24 protein-coding genes are annotated in these 23,794 nt (G+C 53.1%); 9 read left to right on the top strand and 15 right to left on the bottom strand.

Annotated features, from left to right (window positions below; genetic code table 11):
- Window positions 1-121: 121 nt before the first annotated feature.
- Window positions 122-634, bottom strand: coding sequence for a GNAT family N-acetyltransferase (locus tag OGV50_RS00600; protein WP_286488220.1), 513 nt, complete (start codon window positions 632-634; stop codon window positions 122-124).
- Window positions 635-877: 243 nt separating this feature from the next.
- On the opposite strand from OGV50_RS00600, the gene OGV50_RS00595 reads away from it, so the two are divergent.
- On the top strand, window positions 878-1,591 hold the full coding sequence (locus OGV50_RS00595) for a GNAT family N-acetyltransferase (protein ID WP_012132412.1): 714 nt from the start codon (window positions 878-880) through the stop codon (window positions 1,589-1,591).
- A gap of 35 nt (window positions 1,592-1,626) precedes the next feature.
- On the opposite strand, the gene OGV50_RS00590 is transcribed toward OGV50_RS00595, so the two are convergent.
- The gene (locus OGV50_RS00590) at window positions 1,627-1,965 is read right to left on the bottom strand and encodes a GNAT family N-acetyltransferase (protein ID WP_286488219.1); all 339 of its coding nucleotides are present in this window, start codon (window positions 1,963-1,965) and stop codon (window positions 1,627-1,629) included.
- 378 nt (window positions 1,966-2,343) lie between these two features.
- Here OGV50_RS00590 and OGV50_RS00585 point away from each other — a divergent pair, with 378 nt between their 5' ends.
- The gene (locus OGV50_RS00585; RefSeq protein ID WP_198448198.1) at window positions 2,344-2,670 is read left to right on the top strand and encodes a GFA family protein; all 327 of its coding nucleotides are present in this window, start codon (window positions 2,344-2,346) and stop codon (window positions 2,668-2,670) included.
- A gap of 159 nt (window positions 2,671-2,829) precedes the next feature.
- Here OGV50_RS00585 and OGV50_RS00580 read toward each other — a convergent pair whose 3' ends face one another.
- From OGV50_RS00580 to sad, 5 genes are all read right to left on the bottom strand, one after another.
- Entirely contained in the window at window positions 2,830-4,281 is a 1,452-nt protein-coding gene (locus tag OGV50_RS00580; protein ID WP_200090609.1) for a tagaturonate reductase, read from the bottom strand.
- 149 nt (window positions 4,282-4,430) lie between these two features.
- Entirely contained in the window at window positions 4,431-4,790 is a 360-nt protein-coding gene (locus OGV50_RS00575; RefSeq protein ID WP_115609311.1) for a DUF4186 domain-containing protein, read from the bottom strand.
- Complete coding sequence (glsB, locus tag OGV50_RS00570) at window positions 4,790-5,716, bottom strand: glutaminase B (RefSeq protein ID WP_200090608.1); 927 nt, start codon at window positions 5,714-5,716, stop codon at window positions 4,790-4,792. The genes OGV50_RS00575 and glsB overlap by 1 nt, the downstream gene beginning before the upstream one ends.
- Window positions 5,717-5,779: 63 nt before the next feature.
- On the bottom strand, window positions 5,780-7,369 hold the full coding sequence (locus OGV50_RS00565; RefSeq protein WP_012132417.1) for a methyl-accepting chemotaxis protein: 1,590 nt from the start codon (window positions 7,367-7,369) through the stop codon (window positions 5,780-5,782).
- Between the two features lie 102 nt (window positions 7,370-7,471).
- Window positions 7,472-8,860, bottom strand: coding sequence for a succinate-semialdehyde dehydrogenase (gene sad / locus OGV50_RS00560; protein WP_130028371.1), 1,389 nt, complete (start codon window positions 8,858-8,860; stop codon window positions 7,472-7,474).
- 104 nt (window positions 8,861-8,964) lie between these two features.
- On the opposite strand from sad, the gene ptrR reads away from it, so the two are divergent.
- The 3 genes from ptrR to OGV50_RS00545 all read left to right on the top strand — a co-directional run bounded on the left by ptrR (window position 8,965) and on the right by OGV50_RS00545 (window position 12,215).
- Window positions 8,965-9,831, top strand: a complete 867-nt coding sequence (gene ptrR / locus OGV50_RS00555; RefSeq protein WP_047457132.1) for a putrescine utilization regulator PtrR — start codon at window positions 8,965-8,967, stop codon at window positions 9,829-9,831.
- A gap of 81 nt (window positions 9,832-9,912) precedes the next feature.
- Window positions 9,913-10,857, top strand: a complete 945-nt coding sequence (locus OGV50_RS00550; RefSeq protein WP_200090607.1) for an L-lactate dehydrogenase — start codon at window positions 9,913-9,915, stop codon at window positions 10,855-10,857.
- Window positions 10,858-11,021: 164 nt separating this feature from the next.
- The gene (locus tag OGV50_RS00545; RefSeq protein ID WP_286488218.1) at window positions 11,022-12,215 is read left to right on the top strand and encodes a sugar transporter; all 1,194 of its coding nucleotides are present in this window, start codon (window positions 11,022-11,024) and stop codon (window positions 12,213-12,215) included.
- Window positions 12,216-12,268: 53 nt separating this feature from the next.
- Here OGV50_RS00545 and OGV50_RS00540 read toward each other — a convergent pair whose 3' ends face one another.
- The gene (locus OGV50_RS00540) at window positions 12,269-12,934 is read right to left on the bottom strand and encodes a MarC family NAAT transporter (protein ID WP_012132423.1); all 666 of its coding nucleotides are present in this window, start codon (window positions 12,932-12,934) and stop codon (window positions 12,269-12,271) included.
- 250 nt (window positions 12,935-13,184) lie between these two features.
- Here OGV50_RS00540 and marR point away from each other — a divergent pair, with 250 nt between their 5' ends.
- The 3 genes from marR to marB are packed head-to-tail and all read left to right on the top strand — an operon-like array spanning window position 13,185 to window position 14,270.
- Window positions 13,185-13,619 carry a multiple antibiotic resistance transcriptional regulator MarR gene (gene marR, locus OGV50_RS00535; RefSeq protein WP_012132424.1) on the top strand — a complete coding sequence of 145 codons (435 nt, stop codon included), beginning with the start codon at window positions 13,185-13,187 and terminating at the stop codon, window positions 13,617-13,619.
- Between the two features lie 18 nt (window positions 13,620-13,637).
- On the top strand, window positions 13,638-14,021 hold the full coding sequence (gene marA, locus OGV50_RS00530) for an MDR efflux pump AcrAB transcriptional activator MarA (protein ID WP_024130339.1): 384 nt from the start codon (window positions 13,638-13,640) through the stop codon (window positions 14,019-14,021).
- A gap of 30 nt (window positions 14,022-14,051) precedes the next feature.
- On the top strand, window positions 14,052-14,270 hold the full coding sequence (gene marB / locus OGV50_RS00525; protein ID WP_110494266.1) for a multiple antibiotic resistance protein MarB: 219 nt from the start codon (window positions 14,052-14,054) through the stop codon (window positions 14,268-14,270).
- A gap of 32 nt (window positions 14,271-14,302) precedes the next feature.
- On the opposite strand, the gene eamA is transcribed toward marB, so the two are convergent.
- Complete coding sequence (eamA, locus tag OGV50_RS00520) at window positions 14,303-15,202, bottom strand: O-acetylserine/cysteine exporter (protein ID WP_047457143.1); 900 nt, start codon at window positions 15,200-15,202, stop codon at window positions 14,303-14,305.
- 195 nt (window positions 15,203-15,397) lie between these two features.
- On the opposite strand from eamA, the gene ydeE reads away from it, so the two are divergent.
- Entirely contained in the window at window positions 15,398-16,585 is a 1,188-nt protein-coding gene (ydeE, locus tag OGV50_RS00515; RefSeq protein WP_286488217.1) for an efflux MFS transporter YdeE, read from the top strand.
- A 46-nt stretch (window positions 16,586-16,631) separates the two neighbouring features.
- Here ydeE and urtE read toward each other — a convergent pair whose 3' ends face one another.
- The 6 genes from urtE to OGV50_RS00485 form a co-directional block, all read right to left on the bottom strand.
- On the bottom strand, window positions 16,632-17,330 hold the full coding sequence (gene urtE / locus OGV50_RS00510; RefSeq protein ID WP_012132431.1) for an urea ABC transporter ATP-binding subunit UrtE: 699 nt from the start codon (window positions 17,328-17,330) through the stop codon (window positions 16,632-16,634).
- Window positions 17,331-17,339: 9 nt separating this feature from the next.
- A complete protein-coding gene (gene urtD / locus OGV50_RS00505; protein ID WP_024130341.1) occupies window positions 17,340-18,137 on the bottom strand; it encodes an urea ABC transporter ATP-binding protein UrtD in 798 nt (265 codons plus the stop codon).
- Window positions 18,137-19,210, bottom strand: coding sequence for an urea ABC transporter permease subunit UrtC (gene urtC / locus OGV50_RS00500; RefSeq protein ID WP_114847917.1), 1,074 nt, complete (start codon window positions 19,208-19,210; stop codon window positions 18,137-18,139). The genes urtD and urtC overlap by 1 nt, the downstream gene beginning before the upstream one ends.
- Complete coding sequence (gene urtB, locus OGV50_RS00495) at window positions 19,210-20,784, bottom strand: urea ABC transporter permease subunit UrtB (RefSeq protein WP_012132434.1); 1,575 nt, start codon at window positions 20,782-20,784, stop codon at window positions 19,210-19,212. The genes urtC and urtB overlap by 1 nt, the downstream gene beginning before the upstream one ends.
- A 44-nt stretch (window positions 20,785-20,828) precedes the next feature.
- Window positions 20,829-22,100, bottom strand: a complete 1,272-nt coding sequence (gene urtA / locus OGV50_RS00490) for an urea ABC transporter substrate-binding protein (protein ID WP_199972401.1) — start codon at window positions 22,098-22,100, stop codon at window positions 20,829-20,831.
- Window positions 22,101-22,363: 263 nt separating this feature from the next.
- Window positions 22,364-23,467 (bottom strand): cobalamin-independent methionine synthase II family protein, encoded by a 1,104-nt coding sequence (locus tag OGV50_RS00485; protein WP_200090605.1) that lies wholly within the window; start codon window positions 23,465-23,467, stop codon window positions 22,364-22,366.
- Window positions 23,468-23,794: the final 327 nt, after the last annotated feature.

The following is a 23,794-nucleotide window of genomic DNA, read 5'->3' as shown; positions in this document are numbered from 1 at the left end:
GAGAATCTGTGGTTTTGTAGTCATCCTTGTGCTGGCCGCTATAGTCTCTGAAGCACTTTCTCCAGCACGACTCCGTTGATTCTGGGGCTCTGTTTCACATCTCCGGCACTTCCCGCGATGTCTAAATACATTTTCCAAATACATGTAACACGCTTTTTTGCTTAGGCGTTGTGAATTCCTCATCCGCAAGATGCTGCATCCCCAGGGATTCATAAAACCGACGCCCGCTGTCGTTACCCTTAAGAACCTGCAACCAGAAAAAATGCTGCTCCTTATGCCTTGCTATCTCGATAGCTTTTTCGAAAAGAATTCGGCCATATCCTTTACCGGTTTCTCCGGGTGCAAAATACAGTTTGTTTAAGAGCGCTCCTGAGTGATTACCACCGCTAACTGGACGGTCCCAGCTTATCTTTGCAAAACCTACTGGCTTATCGCTTTCCGCAATGAGCCAGGTAACTGACGGATCACTTAAACTATTTTCAAGTTGATCCGGCGCGTACTCACTGTCAATAAATTGTCGAAGCTCTACAGGACAATCCCATAACTCTTTGAAATGATAGTAATAACTTGACTTCCCCAGTGTTTGTAATATCGGGGTATCGGCAGGTACAGCATAACGTATGGTCAAGTTCATACACTCTCCTGAAACGGCTTAAATTTAAGTTAACGCACAACATAATGCTGAATATGATATTTATCACAAAGCGCTCAGAAGTGCTGTAGCAAGATTAAAATATGCTATGGTTAATATATAATGTTTTCATCGAGTACATCCATCAGTTATTGTTAACATACTAAGGAACCTGTCGCTTACTCACATAAACATACCGATATTACTCGTTTAAATCCTTGTCGTTATTATTTTAAGGAGAAGAGTATGAAAGAGCTTAATATCTTCGGTCAATATGTAGGCAGACATCTTGAGGGTAACCTTGATTTTATTTTACCTGACACGCGCCAGTTGTCAGGCCGTTACTGTCACTTACAACCCCTTGCGACTTACCACTGTGATGATCTTTATCAGGGCTGGCATAGCATAGAGGACCCACGGGACTGGACTTATCTTCCTGATGAACGCCCCGAGACAAGGCAAGCAACCTTTGACTATATCAAACGCATCATCAGTCAGGGCGGAATTTCATATTATGCCATAATAGAAAATAAATCTGCGAAAGCCCGAGGCACCCTCGCCCTTTTTAATATAGACAAGAATAATGGCGTTGCGGAAATCGGATATGTACATCTCACGCCAGCGATAAAACGCACCTTTTTAAGCACGGAAGCAATTTATCTTTTACTGATGTATGTTTTTGATGTCCTTAAATATCGTCGTTGTGAGTGGCAAACAGACACGCTTAATCATGCTGGAATGAATGCTGCTGAAAGAATTGGGTTTCGGAAAGAAGGCATCTTACGTGATAAGCAAATCATAAAATCAAGGAGCGTGGATATCGCAACATATTCAATTATTAGCGCCGAGTGGCCGAAGATATCCAGTGCGATATCTGTCTGGCTAAGAACGGAAAATCTCGACGAACGTGGACATCAGATCCACCCTTTACGGCACTATCTGGCGGAGCCTGAAGTGTAATCAGGAATACGGGGCCGTGACGACGGCCCATGCTTTTATTTATCCCATAAGCATTCAAGTTTTAAACACTCAGCGCCTTTGTATAAGCATTCATCATAAATACGGTAGCCCACATGCTCAGCAACACGAATGGACGGAATGTTATTCTTTGCGATAAGACAAATTGTCTTCGAAGGTGAAAACGAATGGACAAACCACTGATGCGCAGCGACGGCGGCTTCCTTTGCTACGCCAGCCCCCTGAGCTGAACGTGAAATAACCCATGATGCCTCGACACAGTTCTCAAAGTTTTCATCAATGCCACGATGAAAAGCCTGGGGCATTAACCAGATGAAATATTTTAGGGTCTGAATACATCGGATACCATACATCATAATCTGTGATGGCTTGAGGGCGCAAAATGAATCTTTCTGTGACGATAGCAGACATTATTTTCCACTCATTATGCTTACGTTGCTTCTATTGTAACTGAGTTATCCACTCATTCCGTCCAAAACTTTCTGTGGATAACGCGTTGGCGTTAATCCCGTGTGTTGACGGAAAAATGCAACAAATGCGCTGTCGCTGGCAAATTCCAATAGACAGATAGACACGGTTTTCCAGCCATTGAGATATCTGTTTAGCCTCCGTTGTAACACAGATCCCGCTTTGTCATTATGATCCTGCGTCTGTTCTCCTTTCTGCCATTCATCACTGGTTGAGTGTGGGATCATCTGATAGTGTCGGGAAATGAATGTTTAACGGAAATGACGATGAGCAAAGTCTATACTGGCGGCTGTCTGTGCGGTTTTATCCGTTTTTCGGCGGTAGCGCCGAAAAATCCACATACCTGTTCCTGCTCGATTTGCCAAAAACATACAGGTGCATATTCTGTCAGTTGGGTCGAGTTCGACGCTCAGGATGTGACGTGGACAGGACAAGGAGACAAGCCTGCGGTCTGGCGCTCTTCGAATATCTCCAGTCGGGCATTTTGTTCTCACTGCGGAAGTTCAGTAGGCGCAATTGATGATGCGCCTACCGTTGCGTTGTTAACTGGCGTATTTGACGAGCCTCAGGATGAAGATCTTCATGCGCATTGAGCGCATCGCCCTCACCCTGTCTGCCTGTTTCGCCAGCCCTCCCTTTTCTGCCTGACGGGTAAACGCACGGAAGTTTCAGACAGCGATTAATTTCCCCTCAAAAGTATGTTGTAACTAAATAACATGAAAACAAAACCCGGCCGCAGCCGGGTCAGATGATTAGCACAGCGGTTTTACCGCTTCACGCATCCCTTTCGTCAGGATTGCATCCAGGTCGGTCGTAACCTGTTCGACCAGACCTGCAACGTGCGTCAGATCCTGCTCCCAATGCGCGTCCACGGCCAGCACGGTATGAACCAAATCCTGTGTGCTGATAAGACCGTCGCTATGTTGATGCCACCACTGTTGATAGCGCTCAATCCAGTGCGCATCATCCTGGAGCGGATACGTCTCGCCGCGACGTTCACCACGATAAAATGCGATCAGCGCCGCAAGCGCAAACGTCAGGCGCGCCGGTAAAACGCCGCTGACCTGCTGCCCTGCCAGTAGCTGCGGTAAAATACGGGTGCGAAATTTAGTCATGCCATTTAACGCAATCGACAACAACTGGTGTTTAATATACGGATTCTGGAAACGCCCCGTCACCGCACTGGCGAACGACATTAGCTCGTCGCGAGGTAAATCCAGCACCGGAATAATCTCTTCATAGATGGCTTTTTCAACAAAGGCGCAAATGTCGCGGTCATTCATGGCTTCACCAACGGTATCCAGCCCGGCCTGGAACGCAACGGGCACCAGCGCCGTATGCGCACCATTCAGGATCGCGACCTTACGCTCTTTGTACGGCTTGATGTCATCAACAATCAGCACGTTGAGCGGATACTTATCAAGACGCAGCTCAGACGCTACCTTTTTTGGCCCCTGAATCACAAACAGATAAAAATGCTCCGCAGTATCGAGAAAAGCATCGTGATAGCCAAGTTCCGCTTCAAGTTGCGTCACTTCATCACGCGGATATCCGGTCACAATCCGGTCAACCAGCGTGGAACAAAAGGTGTTCGCCTGATCCAGCCACTGCACAAACGCAGCGGACAAGTTCCACTCCTGAGCGTAACGCAGTACCAGCTCGCGCAACGCCTCGCCATTGTAATCAATCAGTTCACAAGGAATGATAATCCAGCCTTTATCAAGCGCGCCGTCAAAACAGGTATAACGTTCAAACAGCAGCCGCGTCAGCTTCGCGGGGTAGCTGACCGCGGGCGCGTCATCAAATGCGTCACCGGCATGGTAGCTAATACCGGCTTCTGTGGTATTAGAGAAAACAAAACGCATGTCCGGGTTATGCGCCAGTTTCAGGAATTCATCGTAATCATCATAGACACTGATTTCACGGTTAACAGAACGGATCAAACGCGCGTCGCTAACCGCCTCGCCCTTTTCATTCAAACCACGAATAATCGTGGTATAGAGCCCGTCCTGGGTACTCAATGACGGCGGAAACGTGCTTTTGATCGGGCGAACAATGACCACTCCGGCGTTCAAATCGGTATGTTCATTCAGCAGATCAACTTGCCAGTCAACAAAGGCGCGCAGGAAGTTTCCCTCACCAAACTGAATGATGCGCTCAGGATAGCAGGCACCGGGAAAATCGCGACGGTTTAGAGTTTTCACAATGGGTTCCCTTCTTAATTAGTCATACAACCTGTTTGAATTGGTAGAACAGGTTAGCAAATTTTATGATATTGAAACCCTGTTTTGATCAAGTAGTCACGATTAATCAAAACTGTTTTATGCTTTAACATCTCTCACGACGCGGAGATTTACGGCTGATTCATCTGGATAACCAGCCAGTGGTGAATGACGGCGACAACATACTGCTGCTGTTCTTCACTCAGCGATTCTCCCTGAGGAATGTTGTGCCATTTCGCCAGACAACCACGGCAGCAGGTCGCCGTCGCGTGTTGGGCAATAAATACGGGGTGACCGCGCATCGGCGTTTGTTTACCATCGTTGCGCGGGAAAGCCGGGGCCAGCCGCTTAGCAATAAACTCGGCGGCATGTTGATCAATAACCTGCGCGCCTTTATCCCAGCAATACTGCCTTTCTTTTGCGCCAAGACGAAACCGCGCGCGAAATGGCGAACATGACAGGCGAGAAAAAAGTGGATCAAGCGCGTTCATCAGTAAACCGAACGACCTAATTGTTGGGTGAGTTGTTCGAGTACCGCAATACCCGCCAGGGAGTTGCCCGCCGGGTCCAGTTCAGGGCTCCATACCGCAATCGCCATTTCGTGCGGGACAATCGCCACAATCCCGCCGCCGACGCCTGACTTGGCAGGTAATCCTACTCGCCAGGCAAATTCGCCTGCGTTCTGGTACATTCCACTGGTCGCCATCAGCGCGTTGATTTGTCGGGCCTGCATCGGCGAGACAACCGGTTCATCAAGGTGAAACGCCTGCCCCTGTCTGGCCAGAAAAACAAATGTACGCGCCAGTTCCGCACAGCTCATTTTCAACGCGCAGTAGTGAAAGTAATTTTGCAAAACGGTAGTGACATCATGCTGGAAATTACCAAATGACTTCATCAGCCAGGCAATAGCGGCATTGCGTGCGGAGTGCTCAAATTCAGAACGGGCAACCGTGACGTCATACGCAATATCCAACACGCCGCTAAGCGCCCGAACCACTTCCAGCATACGCTGGCGCGGCGCACTCAGTCGCCCTTGCAGCATATCGCAGACCACCAGCGCGCCGGCATTAATGAACGGGTTACGCGGTATCCCTTGCTCCAGTTCCAGTTGCACCAAGGAATTGAATGGCGACCCGGAGGGATCTTTTCCGACACGTTGCCAGATTTCCTCTTCCGGGTAGTGACGCATCGCCACCACCAGACTCAGCACCTTTGATATGGATTGTATTGAGAAGCGCTCCTGCGCATCGCCAGCCTGATAGTATTGCCCGTCAACGGTGCAAATGGCGATCCCCAGTTTTGACCCATCGACAGAAGCCAGCGCAGGGATGTAATCAGCCACTTTCCCCTGTCCAATCAACGGGCGCACCTGCTGAAGGATGGTCTCTAAAATTGAATTGTCCATGGCCCTGGCCACAATGTGCTCCTTGCTCGCAGGTCTGAAAAGGCCTGCGAGTATAACAGAGCTGAATGTGCGGCGTCAGGCAGAAAGACGAAATCGCGCCACCGCGTTCAGAAGCTGATGAGATTCATGATGCAGTTGCAGCGATGACGCCGATGCGGTATTCACCAGGCTGCTGGTCTCTTGCGCCGCACGGTTAAGCGCCTGTAGCTGCCCCGTCATCTGGTGGATGCTGTCCCCCTGACTTAACGTGGCGCCAGAGATGTCATTCAACAGTATGCCCAGATTGTCTACTAACGAAATCACCTGCTGTAAATTTTCTTCCAGCCGGTTAACCGCATGTGAACCCTCCTCGATTCCCTGCAAGGAGTGGTGGATAAGTTCCTGTATGTTCTGCGTGGACTGACTGCTTTTACGGGCCAGCAGCCCCACTTCTTTTGCCACCACGGCAAATCCGCGACCTTGTTCTCCGGCATGGGCCGCTTCGATAGCCGCGTTCAGCGCCAGGATATTGGTCTGGAACGCGACGCTGTCAATCAGAGAGATGATCCCGCGCATTTCTGACGATCGCTCAACAATCGCCTGCATCGAACGGTTAACGGTCTCCATCATACGATCGCCGCCAGCCGCTACCTGACGCGCCTCGGCTGCACGTTGATTAGCCAGTCTGGCAAAGCCGCTATTGTCCTCGACATGTGTTTCCAGAAACGAGATATGCGAGGTGACACTACTTAACTCTTCGCTCTGTTTCGCCGATTGCTGATAAAGCTGTTTGTTGCTCTGCGCAAGCTGATCGATGTTGCCGACCATTGCGGTGGTGGCATCGCTCACCTGCTGCACCAGTTGCCTCAGCCCCTGTTGCATCGCATCAATGCGTGAACTGAGTTGCGCGACCTCGCGGTTAAACCCGCTCACCTTCGGCATCGGTTCGGACAGATCGCCTGCGGCCAGAATATTAATATGGGCGATCAGGCGGCGCAGCGGAGAAATAACCCAACGAGACATGCCGCTCCAGACCAGCAGGGCAATCACCACCAGCACAAACGGGATGAACAAAAAGAGGTGCTGCAACCCTTCCAGGCTGGCAATCAGCTGCTGCCTGCCACCCTCTGTCTGACGCCCGCTCTCTTGCTGAAAGCGGGCATAGTTTTCATTGAAATCTGTCTGAAACGCCTGAACAGGAACTGCAAAGAACGCGTCGATGGCGTTAGTCTGGCTCAGACCATCCGCCTGTTCCTGAATACCGCTATAAAAACGCTGATAACTCTCAATCAGGCCGTCGTCTTTATGAGGGGCCATTGCAAGCCAGGCATCCCAGGCCGTTTTTGACTGTACCAGCGCCTGCTGAGCTTCATCCATCAACGGGCGCCAGCTGCCTTCTGATCCCGTTGCGGCATCCTGCATAAAGTAAACGCCCGCCCGGTTCAGCAGATCGCTTGCGGACAACAGCGCTACCCTCGCCTCATCCACCTTCGTTTGTTGCAACAGTGCCTGCTGGTTACGTTGTTCGTTACGCTGAGCGTCTCGCACGGAAAACGACAGCATCAGGGATGACGCAACCTGCAAAATAGAAAACAGCGCGATAATGCAAAATATTCCCGTTAACAGACCAAACTGGCGGGGAGTGAAACGACGAATTAAGCCTCGAAAAATTTGCGTTAAGTTCATGATATTCTTCTGTATCAATGCGTTATGCGCGAGTGTACGGAGAGAAAATGACAGAACTATTGCAGTAATGTGACATGGCGCCTCAAGAAGACGCCGGAATGATCACAGACGGTTTTTCCAGACAGTTTGTACGTTGCAAAACTCATGCAGGCCAAAATGGGAGAGCTCGCGACCAAAGCCGCTTTTCTTCACGCCGCCAAATGCCACACGCGGATCGCTGGCGCTGTATCCATTGATAAATACCCCGCCGCATTCCAGGCGCGATGCCATCTCCTGAGCCAGTGCATCACGCGCAGTGAACAGCGTCGCCGACAACCCAAAGTCGCTGTCATTAGCCAGATGCAAGGCATGTTCGGCGTTCTTCGCCACGGTAATCGCCGCCACGGGCCCAAACAACTCCTGACGAAACGCCGTCATCTCAGGCGTCACATCGCCCAGAACCGTAACGGCATAATAGTTGCCTTCCCCGGCGAGCTTTTCACCGCCCAGTAATAAACGCGCGCCTTCTGCTATTGATGCCTCCACTTGCTGATGCAGCTCATCCCGTAGATCAAAACGCGCCATAGGGCCGAGATCGTTCTCTTCCGCCAGCGGATCGCCCATTTTCAGTGCGCTGGCGGCGGCAACAAACCGTTCAGTAAATTCCCCGGCAATCCCCTCTTCAACAATAAAGCGCTTCGCCGCCGCGCATACCTGCCCGGTATTTTGATAGCGACCGGCGACAGCGGCTTTAACAGCCAGATCCAGGTCGGCATCGTTAAGAACGATAAACGGATCGGAACCGCCCAGTTCAAGCACGCATTTTTTCAGCGAAGCCCCGGCCTGCGCGCCAATCGCGGCCCCGGCACGCACGCTGCCCGTTACCGTCACGGCGGCAATACGGGGATCGTTAATCATCTGGCTAACGCCGTCGTTACTGGCATTTACCCAGCCATAAACGCCCGCCGGAATATCGGCATCGGCGAAGATCTGCGCAATACGTTCAGCGCAACCGATCACATTCGGCGCATGTTTTAGTAAATAGCCGTTACCCGCCAGCAGGATGGGAATCGCCCCACGTAATACCTGCCAGAGCGGAAAGTTCCACGGCATGACCGCCAGTATTGTCCCCAGCGGACGATATGCAATCACCGCCTGCTGATTTTCCACCAGCGTCGGTTCCGGGTTAAGCATCGCGGGGCCATGTTCTGCATACCAGTCACAGAGCGCCGCAGATTTCGCCACCTCGGCGCGCGCCTGCCGGATCGGTTTTCCCATCTCACGGGAAATACTGTGCGCCATCTCTTCTGTACGGTTACGCAGCGCTTGCCCGATATCGCGAAGTTTCTGCGCCCGGTATGCCACCGTCGTGCGTTTCCATTCCTCAAATCCACGGGCAGCCAGAGTAAGTGCATTTTCAATATCATCAGCGCTGGCCCACGGCATCATCGCCAGCGTTTCACCGGTTGTCGGGTCCACGGAAATCGCATGTGTAGCAGGTGTCATCGTCATCGGTTTGTCTCTCTACGTTGCGGTATATGCCTGCATAATGGGCGCATTTACTCTTTCTGAAAAATGAATAATATTAAGCACTGCGTTCACAAAAAGAGAAAACTATGGATCTGACTCAGCTGGAAATGTTCAATGCCGTGGCCGAAACCGGCAGTATTACGCAGGCGGCGGCGAAGGTGCATCGCGTCCCGTCGAACCTCACTACGCGAATCCGCCAGCTTGAGGCCGATCTTGGCGTGGATCTGTTTATTCGTGAAAGTCAGCGGCTGCGCCTTTCTCCCGCCGGACATAACTTTCTGCGCTACAGCCAGCAGATCCTGGCGCTGGTTGATGAAGCGCGAATGGTGGTCGCCGGTGATGAACCTCAGGGACTGTTTTCACTCGGCGCGCTGGAAAGCACCGCTGCGGTACGCATCCCGGCCACACTTGCCGGGTACAATCAGCGTTACCCCAAAATTCAGTTCGCCCTCTCTACCGGGCCTTCCGGGACAATGCTCGAAGGCGTTCTGGAAGGCAGACTTAACGCAGCGTTTGTTGATGGCCCGATTACTCATCCGGGTCTTGAAGGTATGCCGGTATACCGTGAAGAGATGATGATTGTCGCCCCTCATGGGCATTCCCCCGTACGGCGGGCAAAAGACGTGAATGGCAGCAATATCTACGCCTTTCGCGCAAACTGCTCTTATCGCCGTCACTTTGAAAGCTGGTTTCATGCCGATCGCGCGATGCCCGGCACCATTCATGAAATGGAGTCGTACCACGGCATGCTGGCGTGCGTTATCGCCGGAGCGGGCATCGCGCTAATCCCTCGTACCATGCTGGAAAGTATGCCCGGGCATCATCAGGTTGAAGCCTGGCCGTTGAGCGAAGAGTGGCGATGGCTGGACACCTGGCTTGTGTGGCGTCGCGGGGCAATGACCCGTCAACTGGACGCGTTTATCGCCCTGCTGAATCCGTCCTCGCAGCCATAGCATTATCCTATGGGTTTGGGGCTACGCCTGCCGGGAGAAGCGTTTTATACTGCGCAAGACGAAAACGGATATGGAACAGTCATGAACACCAAAGCGCGTAAAGTGATGATCATTGGGGCAGGTAATGTTGGCGCATCAGCAGCTTACGCTCTGCTCAATCAGAATATTTGTGAAGAACTGATTCTGGTCGATTTGAACAGAGATCGTTCGGAAGGCCATGCTTTGGATCTCGCCGACGCAGCGGCCTACATGCCGGGGATGATGACCATTTCCACCCGGGAGGCGCGTGAATGCGCCGATGTCGATATCGCCGTGATTACCGTTTCCGGCGGCGCATTAAAACCAGGGCAAACACGGCTTGATGAGCTGAACAACACCGCGCGGATCGTCCAAAAGATCGTGCCGGAAATGATGGATGGCGGCTTTAACGGCATCTTTCTTATTGCCACCAATCCTTGCGATATCATTACCTGGCAGGTATGGACGCTATCAGGCCTGCCGCGCAGCCAGGTAATCGGCACTGGCGTCTGGCTGGACACCACCCGTTTACGGCGCGCGCTGGCGCAGGAACTGGATATCGGCGCGCAAAGCATCGATGCCTTTATTCTGGGAGAGCATGGCGATACGCAATTCCCGGTCTGGTCCCACTCCTCCGTCTACGGTTCTCCGATTGCGGATGTTTATCAACGCCGTACGGGTAAAATCCTGGACGTCGAGGCGATGGCGGAAAAAGTGCGCAAACACGGGTTTGAAATCTATAACCGCAAAGGCTGCACTGAATATGGTATTGCCGGAACCATTGCGGAAATTTGCCGGAACGTCTTCACCGGAAGCCATCGGGCGCTGGCCATCTCCTGCGTACTGGAGGGGGAATACGGCGTTAACGGCGTCGCCATCGGCGTACCGGCGGTGCTGACTCAAAGCGGTGTTCAACAAATTATCGAATTACAGTTAGCCGATGATGAACTGGCGAAATTCAGATACTCCGCCGAAGTCATCAAAGCGAATATCGCAAAACTCCCCTGAATACGGTGTCCGGGATGATTTCCATACCCGGACGCTATTTCGTTTGTTTCATCAATCGGCTCATCAACGATAATGAGACATACATCACAAAACGATTGTATTTTCGCCAGCAAACGTTTTAAGATCGTGACCTCGCCTTTTCGCAACTGACCCGATTTACTCTTATGACAACAAACACTGTTTCCCGCAAGGTCGCGTGGCTACGGGTAGTTACGCTTGCTATTGCCGCTTTTATTTTCAATACCACAGAGTTTGTCCCTGTTGGCTTACTGTCGGACATCGCCCGGAGCTTTGCTATGCCGACCGCGCAGGTCGGGATTATGCTGACGATCTATGCCTGGGTTGTGGCGCTGATGTCGTTGCCCTTTATGTTGCTGACCAGTCAGGTTGAGCGGCGTAAGCTGCTAATCTGCCTGTTTGTTCTCTTCATTACCAGCCATGTGCTCTCCTTCCTGGCATGGAATTTTACCGTGCTGGTAATCAGCCGCATCGGGATCGCGTTTGCACACGCCGTCTTCTGGTCTATTACCGCTTCGCTGGCCATTCGCCTTGCGCCGCCAGGCAAACGTGCGCAGGCACTGAGTCTGATCGCCACCGGAACCGCGCTGGCGATGGTGCTGGGGCTGCCTATCGGGCGTATCGTTGGTCAATACTTCGGCTGGCGAACAACGTTCTTCGCCATTGGTATAGGGGCGTTAATCACGCTGGTATGCCTGATCAAACTGCTGCCGAAATTGCCCAGCGAACATTCTGGGTCACTAAAAAGTCTGCCGCTGCTGTTCCGTCGCCCGGCGCTAATGAGTATTTATTTACTGACGGTCGTGGTGGTCACCGCACACTATACGGCATACAGCTATATTGAACCGTTTGTACAAACGGTGGCGGGTCTGAGCGCAAACTTTGCCACGGTATTACTGCTGATCCTCGGCGGCGCCGGGATTATCGGCAGCGTGGTATTCGGCAAACTAGGTAATCAGTACGCCTCGCCGCTTATCAGCATTGCCATTATGCTGCTGGTGATTTGCCTGATGCTCCTGCTGCCCGCAGCAGACAGCGAAAGCCATCTTGCCGTGCTGAGTATTTTCTGGGGCATCGCCATTATGGTGATAGGCCTGGGGATGCAGGTGAAAGTCCTGGCACTGGCGCCGGACGCCACCGATGTGGCAATGGCGCTGTTCTCAGGCATTTTTAATATTGGCATTGGCGCTGGCGCATTGGTGGGGAATCAGGTGAGTTTACACTGGTCGATGTCCACTATTGGCTACGTCGGCGCAGTGCCAGCCCTGGCGGCGCTGGTGTGGTCGATCATTATCTTTCGCCGCTGGCCTGTTTCGCTGGAAGAGCAGCCGCAGCATTGAGGATAAGTTCCCCCCGACTGAATACTACTGAGACTTTCGGGGGGAATCCTGACTTAATGGTAAGTCTTAATAATTTCCAGCACGCCGTTAATGATAAACTGCACGCCCATACAGACCAGTAAGAAGCCCATCAGGCGGGAAATAGCTTCAATTCCCCCCTTGCCGACCAGGCGCATAATCGCCCCTGAACTGCGCAGAGAACCCCACAGAATCACTGACACCGCCAGAAAAATAAGCGGTGGTGCCACCAGAATAACCCAGCCGGGAAAATCGACGCCGTGACGTACGGTAGAGGCCGAACTGATGATCATCGCGATCGTCCCCGGCCCTGCGGTGCTCGGCATCGCCAGCGGAACAAAAGCGATATTGGCAGAAGGCTCATCCTCCAGCTCTTCTGACTTGCTTTTCGCCTCCGGCGATTCGTGCGCCTTCTGCTGCGGGAACAACATCCGAAAGCCGATAAAGGCGACAATCAGCCCACCCGCAATGCGCAAACCGGGGATGGAAATTCCAAAGGTGTTCATCACCAGTTGACCGGCGTAATACGCAACCATCATGATGGCGAACACATACACGGAGGCCATCAGCGACTGACGGTTACGCTCCGCGCTGTTCATATTACCGGCCAGGCCTAAAAACAACGCCACCGTGGTTAGCGGGTTCGCCAAAGGCAGCAGGACAACCAGCCCAAGCCCTATCGCTTTAAACAAATCCATCATAATGCCATCTCTTCCCCATCAAGCTCGTTGTAAGCGGCAAGTATAAAGGGAAAACGCGGCGTTTCGCCATTAAGCATTCATTATGCCGAATAAGCATAACCAGTAATTATTATTAATAAATTACCCTGTGATACAGCCCCTGCACTGACGCGTTTTAGCAAATCGTGGCATCCCCTTATTCATTCGATTGACTTATATTTGCCTGGGCAATAGTATCTGCCGTGACTAACTACTTGCCGGGGCAACCATTGTGAAAAGCACCAGTGACCTATTCAACGAAATCATCCCGCTGGGTCGCTTGATCTACATGGTCAATCAGAAAAAAGATCGTCTGTTGAACGACTATCTGTCGCCGCTGGATATCACCGCATCGCAGTTTAAGGTGCTCTGTTCTATCCGTTGCGCGGTATGCATTACCCCGGTCGAGCTGAAGAAAGTGCTGTCTGTCGATCTCGGCGCATTGACGCGCATGCTTGATCGGCTGGTCTGTAAAGGCTGGATCGAAAGACTGCCAAATCCACATGACAAACGCGGCGTGCTGGTGAAACTCACCGAACACGGCGCGGCAATTTGTGAGCAATGTCATCAGTTAGTAGGACAAGACCTGCACCAGGAACTAACAAAAAACTTAACGGCGGATGAAGTGGCAACACTTGAGCTTTTGCTTAAGAAAATCCTGCCGTAAACAGAAAGAGGTATGACGATGTCCAGACGCAATACTGACGCTATTACCATTCATAGCATTTTGGACTGGATCGAAGATAACCTGGAATCGCCGCTCTCACTGGAAAAAGTGTCAGAGCGTTCAGGTTACTCCAAATGGCACCTGCAACGGATGTTTAAAAAAGAGACCGGTCACTCATTAGGCCAGTACATCCGCAGTCGCAAAATGACTGAAATAGCCCAGAAATTAAAAGAAAGTAACGAGCCGATCCTGTACCTGGCGGAACGTTATGGCTTTGAGTCACAGCAGACGCTGACCCGGACATTTAAAAACTATTTCGACGTTCCACCGCATAAGTACCGTATTACCAATATGCATGGCGAATCCCGGTATTTGCATCCACTCAACCATTGTAATTGCTAATCGCCTGTTAATGACGTAATCGAGGAAATCATGAAATCTCTGTCTTCCGCAATGCTGGCTGTGCTGCTTGTCGTCTCTGGCCCAAGCATTGCGGAGCAAACCGCACAACCTGGAACACAAAATAATCGCGATGCGATGGTCATGCCGTCTGCGCATGACCAGTCGCCATTCGATTTCAATCATATGGGTGCGGGAAGCGATAAATCCGACGAATTAGGCGTACCGTATTACAACGGACACAGCCTGTAATTCGTTTTTGCCCCGCCACTGCGGGGCTTTTTTTATCCCCTTACCTGCGCCGCTTTGCGCAGCCGAAAACCAAACACGTTGATGTACAAACCCGCCATAATCAGCACCGCGCCAAGAAACTGTAACCCGGTAAGCGTCTCATTGAGCAACACGGCCGCGCTGGCCAACCCCACGACCGGCACCAGCAAAGACAGCGGCGCCACGCGCCAGGTTTCATAGCGTCCGAGCAACGTTCCCCAGATCCCGTAACCGACAATCGTGGCGACAAACGCCAGATACACCAGCGATAAAATCGTCGTCATATCAATCGCGATCAGGCTCTGAACCATCTGCGCAGAACCATCCAGAATCAAAGAGGCCAGAAAGAAGGGAATAATCGGGATCAGCGCACTCCAGACCACCAGCGACATCACCGCCGGGCGAGTGGCATGTTGCATGATCTTCTTATTGAAAATATTCCCGCACGCCCAGCAGAACGCCGCCGCCAGCGTTAACATAAACCCGAGCATCGCAATATGTTGCCCATTGAGGCTGGCTTCTATCAGCAGCAGAACGCCAAACACCGCCAGCGCGATACCGGCCACCTGTTTGCCCTGCAAGCGCTCGCCGAACGCAAACGCGCCCAGTACGATGGTAAAAAACGCCTGCGCCTGTAGCACCAGTGACGCCAGCCCGGCAGGCATTCCGAATTTAATCGCACAAAAGAGAAACGCGAATTGACCAAAACTGATGGTCAGGCCGTAGCCGAGTAACAGCGACAGCGGGATTTTCGGGCGCGCAACGAAGAAGATAGCCGGAAACGCGACCAGCAAAAAACGTAATCCCGCCAGCATCAGCGGCGGCATATTGTGCAGCCCGACTTTGATGACGACAAAGTTAAGCCCCCACACCACCACGACCAGTAACGCCAATAACCCGTCTTTACGCGACATACCACGGCCCCTGCAAATATTAAATTTTTGTAAACAAGTTAAGTTAACGGAAATCATCGCCCCGGAACAGATCATTAATTCAGGTAGGGCGGGACGAGCACTTTCGAACAACATCCCGGGTATACATCACACTTTTGCCGTGCTATTGCTTTAAATCACCAATAAATATAATGAAACGCATTGTCGGGCAGGAAAATGAACACAACGCTGAGACGCTCCACCCTCGCTTTACTCGCCTCATCACTGTTATTGACCATTGGGCGCGGCGCCACGCTTCCTTTCATGACGATCTATCTTAACCGCCAGTACGATCTGAGCGTCGATCTGATCGGCTATGCCATGACGGTAGCGTTAACCATCGGCGTGATTTTCAGCCTGGGTTTCGGCATCCTCGCGGATAAATTCGATAAAAAGCGCTATATGCTTCTGGCAATTTCGGCGTTCTTGCTGGGCTTTATCGCCATCCCCCTGGTGCACAGCGTCACGCTGGTGGTGCTGCTTTTCGCCCTGATAAACTGCGCCTACTCCGTCTTTGCCACCGTGTTGAAAGCCTGGTTTGCCGACAATCTTTCCGCCACAACCAGGAGCAAAATATTTTCCCTCAACTATACCGTGCTCAATATTGGCTGGACCGTCGGGCCGCCGCTTGGCACCCTGCTGGTCATGCAAAGCATCAACCTGCCGTTCTGGCTTGCGGCCATTTGCTCTGCTTTCCCGCTGGTGTTTATCCAGACCTGGGTGAAGCGCGCAGAGACGCCCGTTGAAGGAACAACGGCGTCAGTCTGGTCGCCATCGGTGCTGTTACGCGATAAAGCCCTGCTCTGGTTTACCCTGTCGGCCTTCCTGGCGTCATTTGTCAGCGGCGCGTTCGCTTCATGTATTTCCCAGTATGTCATGGTCGTCGCGAACGGTAATTTTGCCGAAAAAGTGGTTGCTGTCGTACTCCCCGTCAACGCGGCGATTGTTGTTAGTCTGCAATATGCCGTAGGCCGTCGGTTAACGACCGCAAATATCAGACCCTCGATGGCGGCCGGCACAGTCTGTTTCGTGGCTGGGCTGGTTGGTTTTATGATTTCAGGAAACAGCCTGCTGCTCTGGGGGCTCTCCGCCGCCATATTTACCATTGGCGAGGTTATTTACGCCCCGGGCGAATATATGCTGATCGATAACATTGCTCCGGCGGGGATGAAAGCAAGCTACTTCTCAGCGCAGTCGCTTGGCTGGCTCGGCGCGGCGGCCAACCCGCTGGTCAGCGGCGTGATCCTCACCACCTTGCCCGCCTGGTCCCTGTTTGCGGTGCTGATCGTCGCGATTATTCTTGCCTGGGCGCTGATGCTAAAAGGGATGCGGGCCAGACCCTGGGGGCAGCCCGCAATGTGCTGACGGCACGCCAGACTGTGCCGGATAACGTCCGGTACAGTCCCGGAACTCAGATCGCGACCAGACCGCGGACGCCCTCTGCTTCCATATTCTCGCCCCTGCCGCTCTGAATAATGCTTCCCCGCGACATCAATAAGTAGTGATCCGCCAGTTGGGCAGCAAAATCATAGAACTGCTCCACCAGCAAAATCGCCATATCCCCCTGACGCGCCAGATGTGAAATCACCTGCCCGATCTCTTTGATCACCGACGGCTGTATCCCTTCAGTCGGTTCATCCAGAATTAACAACTGAGGACGGCAGGCCAGCGCCCGGCCAATTGCCAGCTGCTGCTGTTGCCCCCCGGAAAGATCGCCCCCTCGCCGGTGCTTCATCTCTTTAAGCACCGGAAAAAGCGCGTAAATATCATCCGGCACCTGTTTTGCATCGCGGGCGGAAAAACGCGACAGCCCCAACAGCAGGTTTTCCTCTACCGTCAGGCGAGGAAAAATCTCCCGCCCTTGCGGCACATAGGCGACACCGGCCCGCACGCGCTGATGCGGTTTACGCTGGGTGATGTTCTTCCCCTGCCAGATCACATTGCCGGTGCGTGCCGGGATTAACCCCATCAGACACTTCAGTAAGGTGGTTTTTCCCACCCCGTTACGCCCAAGCAAACAGGTTACTTCGCCAATGCGGGCCTCAAAACTTACCCCGCGCAGGATATGACTGCCGCCGTAATATTGATTCAGTTCATTCACCTGTAACATCCGTCCTCCCTATCGCCCGAGGTAAACTTCAATAACCTGTTCATTGGCCTGGACGTCGCGCAGGCTTCCTTCCGCCAGCACGCGCCCCTGATGCAAAACGGTGACATGGTCGGCAATGGTTTCGACAAACCCCATGTCATGCTCCACCACCATCAGCGAGTGTTTCCCCGCCAGAGTGCGGAACAGCTCGGCGGTATACTCCGTTTCCGCGTCCGTCATTCCCGCCGCAGGTTCATCCAGTAACAGCAGGTGCGGCTCCTGTACCAGCAGCATACCGATTTCCAGAAACTGCTTTTGTCCGTGCGAAAGCAGCCCGGCGCGACGCCCACGCTCCGCGCCCAGACGCAATAACCCGAGCATCTCGTCAATGCGATCCCGCTGTTCGCCCGAGAGGCGCGCTCTTAACGTGGCCCAGACGGATTTATCCTCTTTCATCGCCAGTTCCAGATTCTCCTCCACCGTCAAGGCCTCAAACACGGTCGGTTTCTGAAATTTACGCCCAATGCCCTGGCGGGCAATCGCGATAGGATCGAGCGAAGTTAAGTCCGTGGACTGATCGTAAATCGCGCGTCCGCTTTGCGGCCGGGTTTTACCGGTAATCACATCCATTAAGGTGGTTTTTCCGGCGCCATTAGGGCCAATAACGCAGCGCAATTCCCCCACGCCAATGTTCAGGGTTAAATCCGTCAGCGCCTGGAAGCCGTCAAAATTGACGTTGATCCCTTCCAGTTGCAGAACCGGGTCTGTTTGATCGCGAAAACGATCCCCCGGCAACTGGCGGGTAAAAAGTCCGTCATCCGGTTGCATCATTTTTCTCCTTTGCGAAACAGACCAATGACGCCGCGCGGTAAAAACAGCGTAACGCCAATAAAGATCAGGCCGAGAAACAGCTGCCAGTACTCCGGCATAATCACCGTAAACAGACTTTTAGCGCCGTTCACCAGCACTGCGCCAAACACCGGGCCAATTAAGGTGCCGCGCCCGCCCAGCGCGACCCAGATGGCCGCTTCAATAGAGTTGGTCGGCGACATTTCGCTGGGGTTAATGATGCCGACCTGAGGAACGTACAGAGCGCCCGCCAGACCGCACAGAACAGCGGAGAGCGTCCATACCAGCAGTTTGAAGCCACGCGGATCGTACCCACAAAACATCAGGCGATTTTCCGCATCGCGCACGGCGGTCAGAACGCGGCCAAACTTACTGCGCGCAAGGAGATACCCCAGCCACAGCGCCAGCACCAGTAATATGACGGTCGCGAGAAACAGCGCAACGCGCGTGGAGGTCGCCGCAACAGGAAAGCCCAGCAACGTGGTAAACCCCGTAAACCCGTTATTGCCGCCAAACCCGGTTTCGTTACGGAAAAACAGCAGCATGCCTGCGAACGTCAGCGCCTGGGTCATAATGGAAAAATAGACGCCTTTGATTTTTGAGCGAAAGGCAAAATAGCCGAACACCAGCGCCAGCAGTCCCGGAACCAGCACGACCAGCAGCATCGCCCAGGCGAAGTGCTGCGTTCCCCACCAGAACCACGGTAATTCACTCCAGGAGAGGAAAGACATAAACGCGGGAAGTCCGTCGCCAGAAGCCTGACGCATCAGATACATTCCCATCGCATACCCGCCCAGCGCAAAGAAAATACCGTGCCCCAGCGACAGCATTCCGGCATAACCCCACACCAGATCCAGCGCCACAGCGACAATGGCGTAACAGAGGATCTTCCCGGCCAGCGTTAACACCCAGACCGGGACAGCCAGCGGGTGTTCCGCAGGCAGCAGCGCCAGAAAAGGCAGAATCAGCAGCGCCGCCAGCAGGCAAAGGCCAAAAACCTGGACAGTACGCGGCGCTCTACGCGCCAGTGTTAATGTCATTGGCATGGTCATTAATCAATAACCCTCCCTTTCAGCGCAAACAATCCCTGAGGCCGTTTCTGGATAAACAGAACGATCGCAATCAGAATGACGATTTTGCCCAGCACCGCGCCCATTTGCGGTTCCAGAATCTTATTGAAGATACCCAACCCAAATGCGGCTGCCACGCTTCCCGCCAGTTGTCCGACGCCACCGAGCACCACCACTAAAAATGAATCAATAATGTATCCCTGACCCAGTTCCGGCCCGACGTTGCCCAGTTGCGACAAGGCCACGCCGCCCAATCCGGCGATACCCGACCCGAGGCCAAACGCCAGCATGTCCACGCGCCCCGTCGGCACGCCGCAACACGCCGCCATACTGCGGTTCTGCGTTACCGCGCGAACGCGCATCCCGAGGCGGGTTTTATTCAGCAATAGCCAGGTGAAAAACAGCACCAGCATGGCGAACCCCAGCACCACGATACGGTTCCAGGGCAACGTCAGGTTGGCATAGACCTGCACCCCGCCAGAAAGCCACGCAGGGTTGGCAACCTCCAGGTTTTGCGCGCCAAAGGTCATGCGTACCAGTTGGATCAGCATCAGGCTAATCCCCCAGGTCGCCAGCAGCGTTTCGAGAGGACGACCATAAAGATGGCGAATAATGCCGCGCTCCAGCGCCATTCCAGTTCCGGCAGCGATCAGGAAGGCAACCGGCAACGCCACAACGGGATAAAACGCCAGCCACTGTGGCATGAACTGCCCCATAAATTGCTGAACCATCCATGTGCTGTACGCGCCAAGCATCAGCATTTCACCGTGCGCCATATTGATTACGCCCAGTAATCCATAGGTGATCGCCAGCCCCAGGGCCGCCAGCAGCAGAATCGATCCCAGCGACAGCCCCATAAACGCCTGCCCCAGGAGATCGCCAATCACCATCCGCTGCGCGATTGCGTTCAGGCTTTCTGTCGCGGCCTCGCGAACACGCGCATCCGGTTCATGTTCAGCATCCGTAAAGGGTTGCAGGCGTGATTGCGTTTCCGGGTCGCCCGACTGCCCCAGTAAGACAATCGCCTGACGCCGGACGTCAGCGGAAGGACTCACCAGTTGCAGGTTAGCCAGCGCAATCTCCAGACGTGATGTCACTTCGCTTTCCGTTTCCTGCGCCAGCCGCTGCTGTAAAAGCGGCAGCATCGCGGGCGTGGCCTCCCGCTGTAACAGGCTGGCGGCAGCGGCTCTTTCCGTGACATTGTCACTTAATAGTTGATGCGTGGCTAACGCCCCGCTGACCAGGTTTCGCAGACGGTTAGTCAGACGAACCTTTTTCAGTTCGCCATCGGGCGCGGCGACAGCGCCGAGCGGCAGAACCTGCGTACCCTGCCGAATGAAAGCGTGCTTTGCGCTATCAGTCAGCACATTCTCACGCGCTAATGCGTTCAACAAAGGCAAACGCTGCGCCTCAGGCGTGATGGCCCATTGTTCTAATAACGTCGCCTGTTGCGCCCGGCTGGCGCCAACAAACACATCGGCATCGGTTGCCTGCACGATCCACGGCACCAGCCACGTCATTAGCAACACACCCCGAATAAAGCGCATGGCTTTCATGAAAGTGTTCTCCAGAATGTGCCCTCCCGCAGGAGGGCAAAAGATCAGTTGCTGGCGGTTTTAACAGGCTGGTCTGATTTTTTATCGTTACCGGCGATAAACGGGCTCCAGGGCTGGGCGCGAACCGGTTCGTCGGTTTGCCATACCACATTGAACTGGCCGTTATCTTCAATTTCGCCGATCATGACGGGTTTATGCAGATGGTGGTTGGTGGCGTCCATCGTCAGGGTAAAGCCAGACGGCGCAGCGAAGGATTGCCCTGCCATCGCCTCGCGAACTTTATCGACGTCGGTCGTACCGGCTTTTTCTACTGCCTGCGCCCACATATGCAGGCCCACATAGGTCGCTTCCATCGGATCGTTGGTCACGACGGTGTCGGCATTCGGCAGCTTATGCGCTTTGGCGTATGCCCGGTAATCCGCAACGAATTTCTGGTTAGTGGGGTTGTCGACAGATTCAAAATAGTTCCACGCCGCCAGGTTGCCCACCAGCGGTCTGGTATCGATACCGCGCAACTCCTCTTCACCGACCGAGAATGCCACGACCGGCACGTCTGTCGCTTTTATCCCCTGATTCGCCAGTTCTTTGTAGAACGGAACATTTGAGTCGCCGTTAATGGTGGAGACCACCGCCGTTTTGCCGCCCGCAGAGAATTTTTTGATATTGGCGACGATAGTCTGGTAATCGCTGTGTCCGAACGGGGTATACACCTCTTCAATATCTTTATCCTCGACGCCTTTGGCATGCAGCCAGGCGCGAAGGATCTTATTGGTGGTACGAGGGTAGACATAATCGGTTCCCAGCAGGAAAAAGCGTTTCGCGCTGCCGCCGTCTTCACTCATCAGATACTCGACAGCCGGAATAGCCTGCTGATTTGGCGCTGCGCCGGTATAGAAAACATTCGGCGATAACTCTTCCCCTTCGTATTGCACAGGGTAAAACAGCAGCCCGTTTAACTCTTCAAATACCGGCAACACCGATTTACGCGATACCGACGTCCAGCAGCCAAACACGACCGCGACTTTATCCTGGCTCAGCAGCTGACGCGCTTTCTCTGCAAACAACGGCCAGTTTGAGGCCGGATCAACCACCACCGGTTCCAGCTTTTTGCCCAGCACGCCGCCTTTAGCATTGATCTCATCAATCGTCATCAACGCCATATCTTTAAGCGGGGTTTCCGAAATGGCCATCGTGCCGGATAGCGAATGCATGATGCCGACCTTAATCGTATCGGCCGCCTGAACGCTAAAGCTCAGCCCTATCGCAACCACCGAGGCGGACAGTGCAAAGGCTTTTAATAATGTACGACGCTGCATAGTTTCACTCCTGAAATTAAGCTTGCTGGAAGTCCCGGTGCAACCGGACGGGCAAATGGTGCAAATTAAGGATGTTCAGAAGTGATAAGGCAAAATCGATGCCAGATTTTTAAATGTCTATAAATATCAATTTATTAACCGACAACGGGGCTGAAACAAGAAAATCGGAAACCACAAGGCGGGAAATACAACGAGGAAAATGATCCAGAATGAAACAGCGTTGCATTACGAATGTGCAACGCTGTGTAACAAAGAGAGGCAACTTACCAGACCTGACTGGCGATTTCGGTGATGAGGCGTACTTTGCCCCATTGTTGGGCTTCCGTCAGCGTATTCCCCTCTTCCGTGGAGGCAAATCCGCACTGTGGGCTAAGGCAGATCTGCTCTTTTGCGACATAGCGCTCTGCCTCCTGCAAGCGGGCTTTCACCCCTTCCGGGTTTTCCAGCTCGCCGTTTTTCGTGGTCACCAGTCCCAGAACCACCTGCTGACGTCCGGGCCGAACAAAGCGCAGCGGCGCGAAATCACCGGAGCGATCGTTATCATATTCCAGGAAAAACGCATCAACGTTCACCGTGCCGAACAACACTTCCGCCACCGGTTCATAGCCCCCTTCAGAGATCCACGTCGAACGGAAATTTCCCCTGCAAACATGCAGCCCGACCGTCAGATCGGCTGGTTTATCCTCCAGCGCACGGTTAATCACGCGGGCATAAATCTGCGCCAGCTCGTCAGGATCGTCACCCCGCTCACGAATCTGCTGACGTTGCTGGTCGGAGCACAAGTAAGCCCAGACGGTGTCATCCAATTGCAGATAACGACAGCCAGCTTCATAAAAAGCATAAATCGCATCGCGCCAGGTGGTAGCCAAATCATCGAAATAAGCATCCAGATGCGGATAAACGGTAGCATCGATATCTTTGCGCCCGCCACGGAAATGCAGCACGCTGGGGGATGGAATGGTCATTTTGGGCTCGGCTGCACCGCTAATGCTTTTCAGATAGCGGAAGTCTTCCAGCATAGGGTGATCGCCAAACCCCAGTTTTCCGGTAACGCGCACGCCGTGCGCTTTTGTCTGCACGCCATTAAACTGGATCCCCTTCTCAGCGTCATAGCGTTCAACGCCTTGCAGTCCATCGAAGAAATCAAAATGCCACCAGGCGCGGCGAAACTCGCCATCCGTGACAACATGCAGCCCGCAGGCACACTGCTGTTCCACAACGGTGCGGATAGCGTCATCTTCCACCGCACGCAATTGTTGCGCCGTTATTTCACCGCGTGCAAATTGCAAACGAGCTTGTTTGATCGTGTCCGGGCGTAAAAAACTGCCGACGATGTCTGCGCGAAACGGGGCCTGTTGTTTTTGCATGTGATCTCCTCATTCACCCGGCATTAGTTGCCTGACGTGATAATTTATTATTTGAAGTTTAGACTTCTGGATGGCTATGCGTCTAAAAATGACATGCAACCTGCTCACTGACAACCGAGAAAAATTCATCACCCTTGAAATAAATTCACATTGCCTCATCGTTTTGTGACGCTTTTTCATAGTCTGAAATCCCGTACCGGAAAAATCCTGACGTTAACGTTGAAATAATCACCTAATTCAGCATTTGTTTAGGGAAGGTGCGAATAAGCAGGTCATTTCTTCCCAAGCTGACTCGCTGATTAAAATTTCGCGGATCTGGGCCGATTT

Source organism: Citrobacter sp. CK180 (assembly GCF_030333655.1).
In the GTDB taxonomy this organism is placed as follows: Bacteria; Pseudomonadota; Gammaproteobacteria; order Enterobacterales; family Enterobacteriaceae; genus Citrobacter_B; species Citrobacter_B koseri.
The sequence above is the reverse complement of the archived record's forward strand: the minus strand, read 5'-3'. Positions and strand labels throughout refer to the sequence as shown.

Bases quoted from the DNA above. Each gene is read 5' to 3' on its own strand.
- OGV50_RS00600 (WP_286488220.1), bottom strand. From the start codon at position 634: ATGAACTTGACCATACGTTATGCTGTACCTGCCGATACCCCGATATTA.
- OGV50_RS00595 (WP_012132412.1), top strand. From the start codon at position 878: ATGAAAGAGCTTAATATCTTCGGTCAATATGTAGGCAGACATCTTGAG.
- OGV50_RS00590 (WP_286488219.1), bottom strand. From the start codon at position 1,965: ATGATGTATGGTATCCGATGTATTCAGACCCTAAAATATTTCATCTGG.
- OGV50_RS00585 (WP_198448198.1), top strand. From the start codon at position 2,344: ATGAGCAAAGTCTATACTGGCGGCTGTCTGTGCGGTTTTATCCGTTTT.
- OGV50_RS00575 (WP_115609311.1), bottom strand. From the start codon at position 4,790: ATGAACGCGCTTGATCCACTTTTTTCTCGCCTGTCATGTTCGCCATTT.
- OGV50_RS00565 (WP_012132417.1), bottom strand. From the start codon at position 7,369: ATGAACTTAACGCAAATTTTTCGAGGCTTAATTCGTCGTTTCACTCCC.
- sad (WP_130028371.1), bottom strand. From the start codon at position 8,860: ATGACGATGACACCTGCTACACATGCGATTTCCGTGGACCCGACAACC.
- ptrR (WP_047457132.1), top strand. From the start codon at position 8,965: ATGGATCTGACTCAGCTGGAAATGTTCAATGCCGTGGCCGAAACCGGC.
- OGV50_RS00550 (WP_200090607.1), top strand. From the start codon at position 9,913: ATGAACACCAAAGCGCGTAAAGTGATGATCATTGGGGCAGGTAATGTT.
- OGV50_RS00545 (WP_286488218.1), top strand. From the start codon at position 11,022: ATGACAACAAACACTGTTTCCCGCAAGGTCGCGTGGCTACGGGTAGTT.
- OGV50_RS00540 (WP_012132423.1), bottom strand. From the start codon at position 12,934: ATGATGGATTTGTTTAAAGCGATAGGGCTTGGGCTGGTTGTCCTGCTG.
- marA (WP_024130339.1), top strand. From the start codon at position 13,638: ATGTCCAGACGCAATACTGACGCTATTACCATTCATAGCATTTTGGAC.
- marB (WP_110494266.1), top strand. From the start codon at position 14,052: ATGAAATCTCTGTCTTCCGCAATGCTGGCTGTGCTGCTTGTCGTCTCT.
- eamA (WP_047457143.1), bottom strand. From the start codon at position 15,202: ATGTCGCGTAAAGACGGGTTATTGGCGTTACTGGTCGTGGTGGTGTGG.
- ydeE (WP_286488217.1), top strand. From the start codon at position 15,398: ATGAACACAACGCTGAGACGCTCCACCCTCGCTTTACTCGCCTCATCA.
- urtE (WP_012132431.1), bottom strand. From the start codon at position 17,330: ATGTTACAGGTGAATGAACTGAATCAATATTACGGCGGCAGTCATATC.
- urtD (WP_024130341.1), bottom strand. From the start codon at position 18,137: ATGCAACCGGATGACGGACTTTTTACCCGCCAGTTGCCGGGGGATCGT.
- urtC (WP_114847917.1), bottom strand. From the start codon at position 19,210: ATGACCATGCCAATGACATTAACACTGGCGCGTAGAGCGCCGCGTACT.
- urtB (WP_012132434.1), bottom strand. From the start codon at position 20,784: ATGAAAGCCATGCGCTTTATTCGGGGTGTGTTGCTAATGACGTGGCTG.
- urtA (WP_199972401.1), bottom strand. From the start codon at position 22,100: ATGCAGCGTCGTACATTATTAAAAGCCTTTGCACTGTCCGCCTCGGTG.
- OGV50_RS00485 (WP_200090605.1), bottom strand. From the start codon at position 23,467: ATGCAAAAACAACAGGCCCCGTTTCGCGCAGACATCGTCGGCAGTTTT.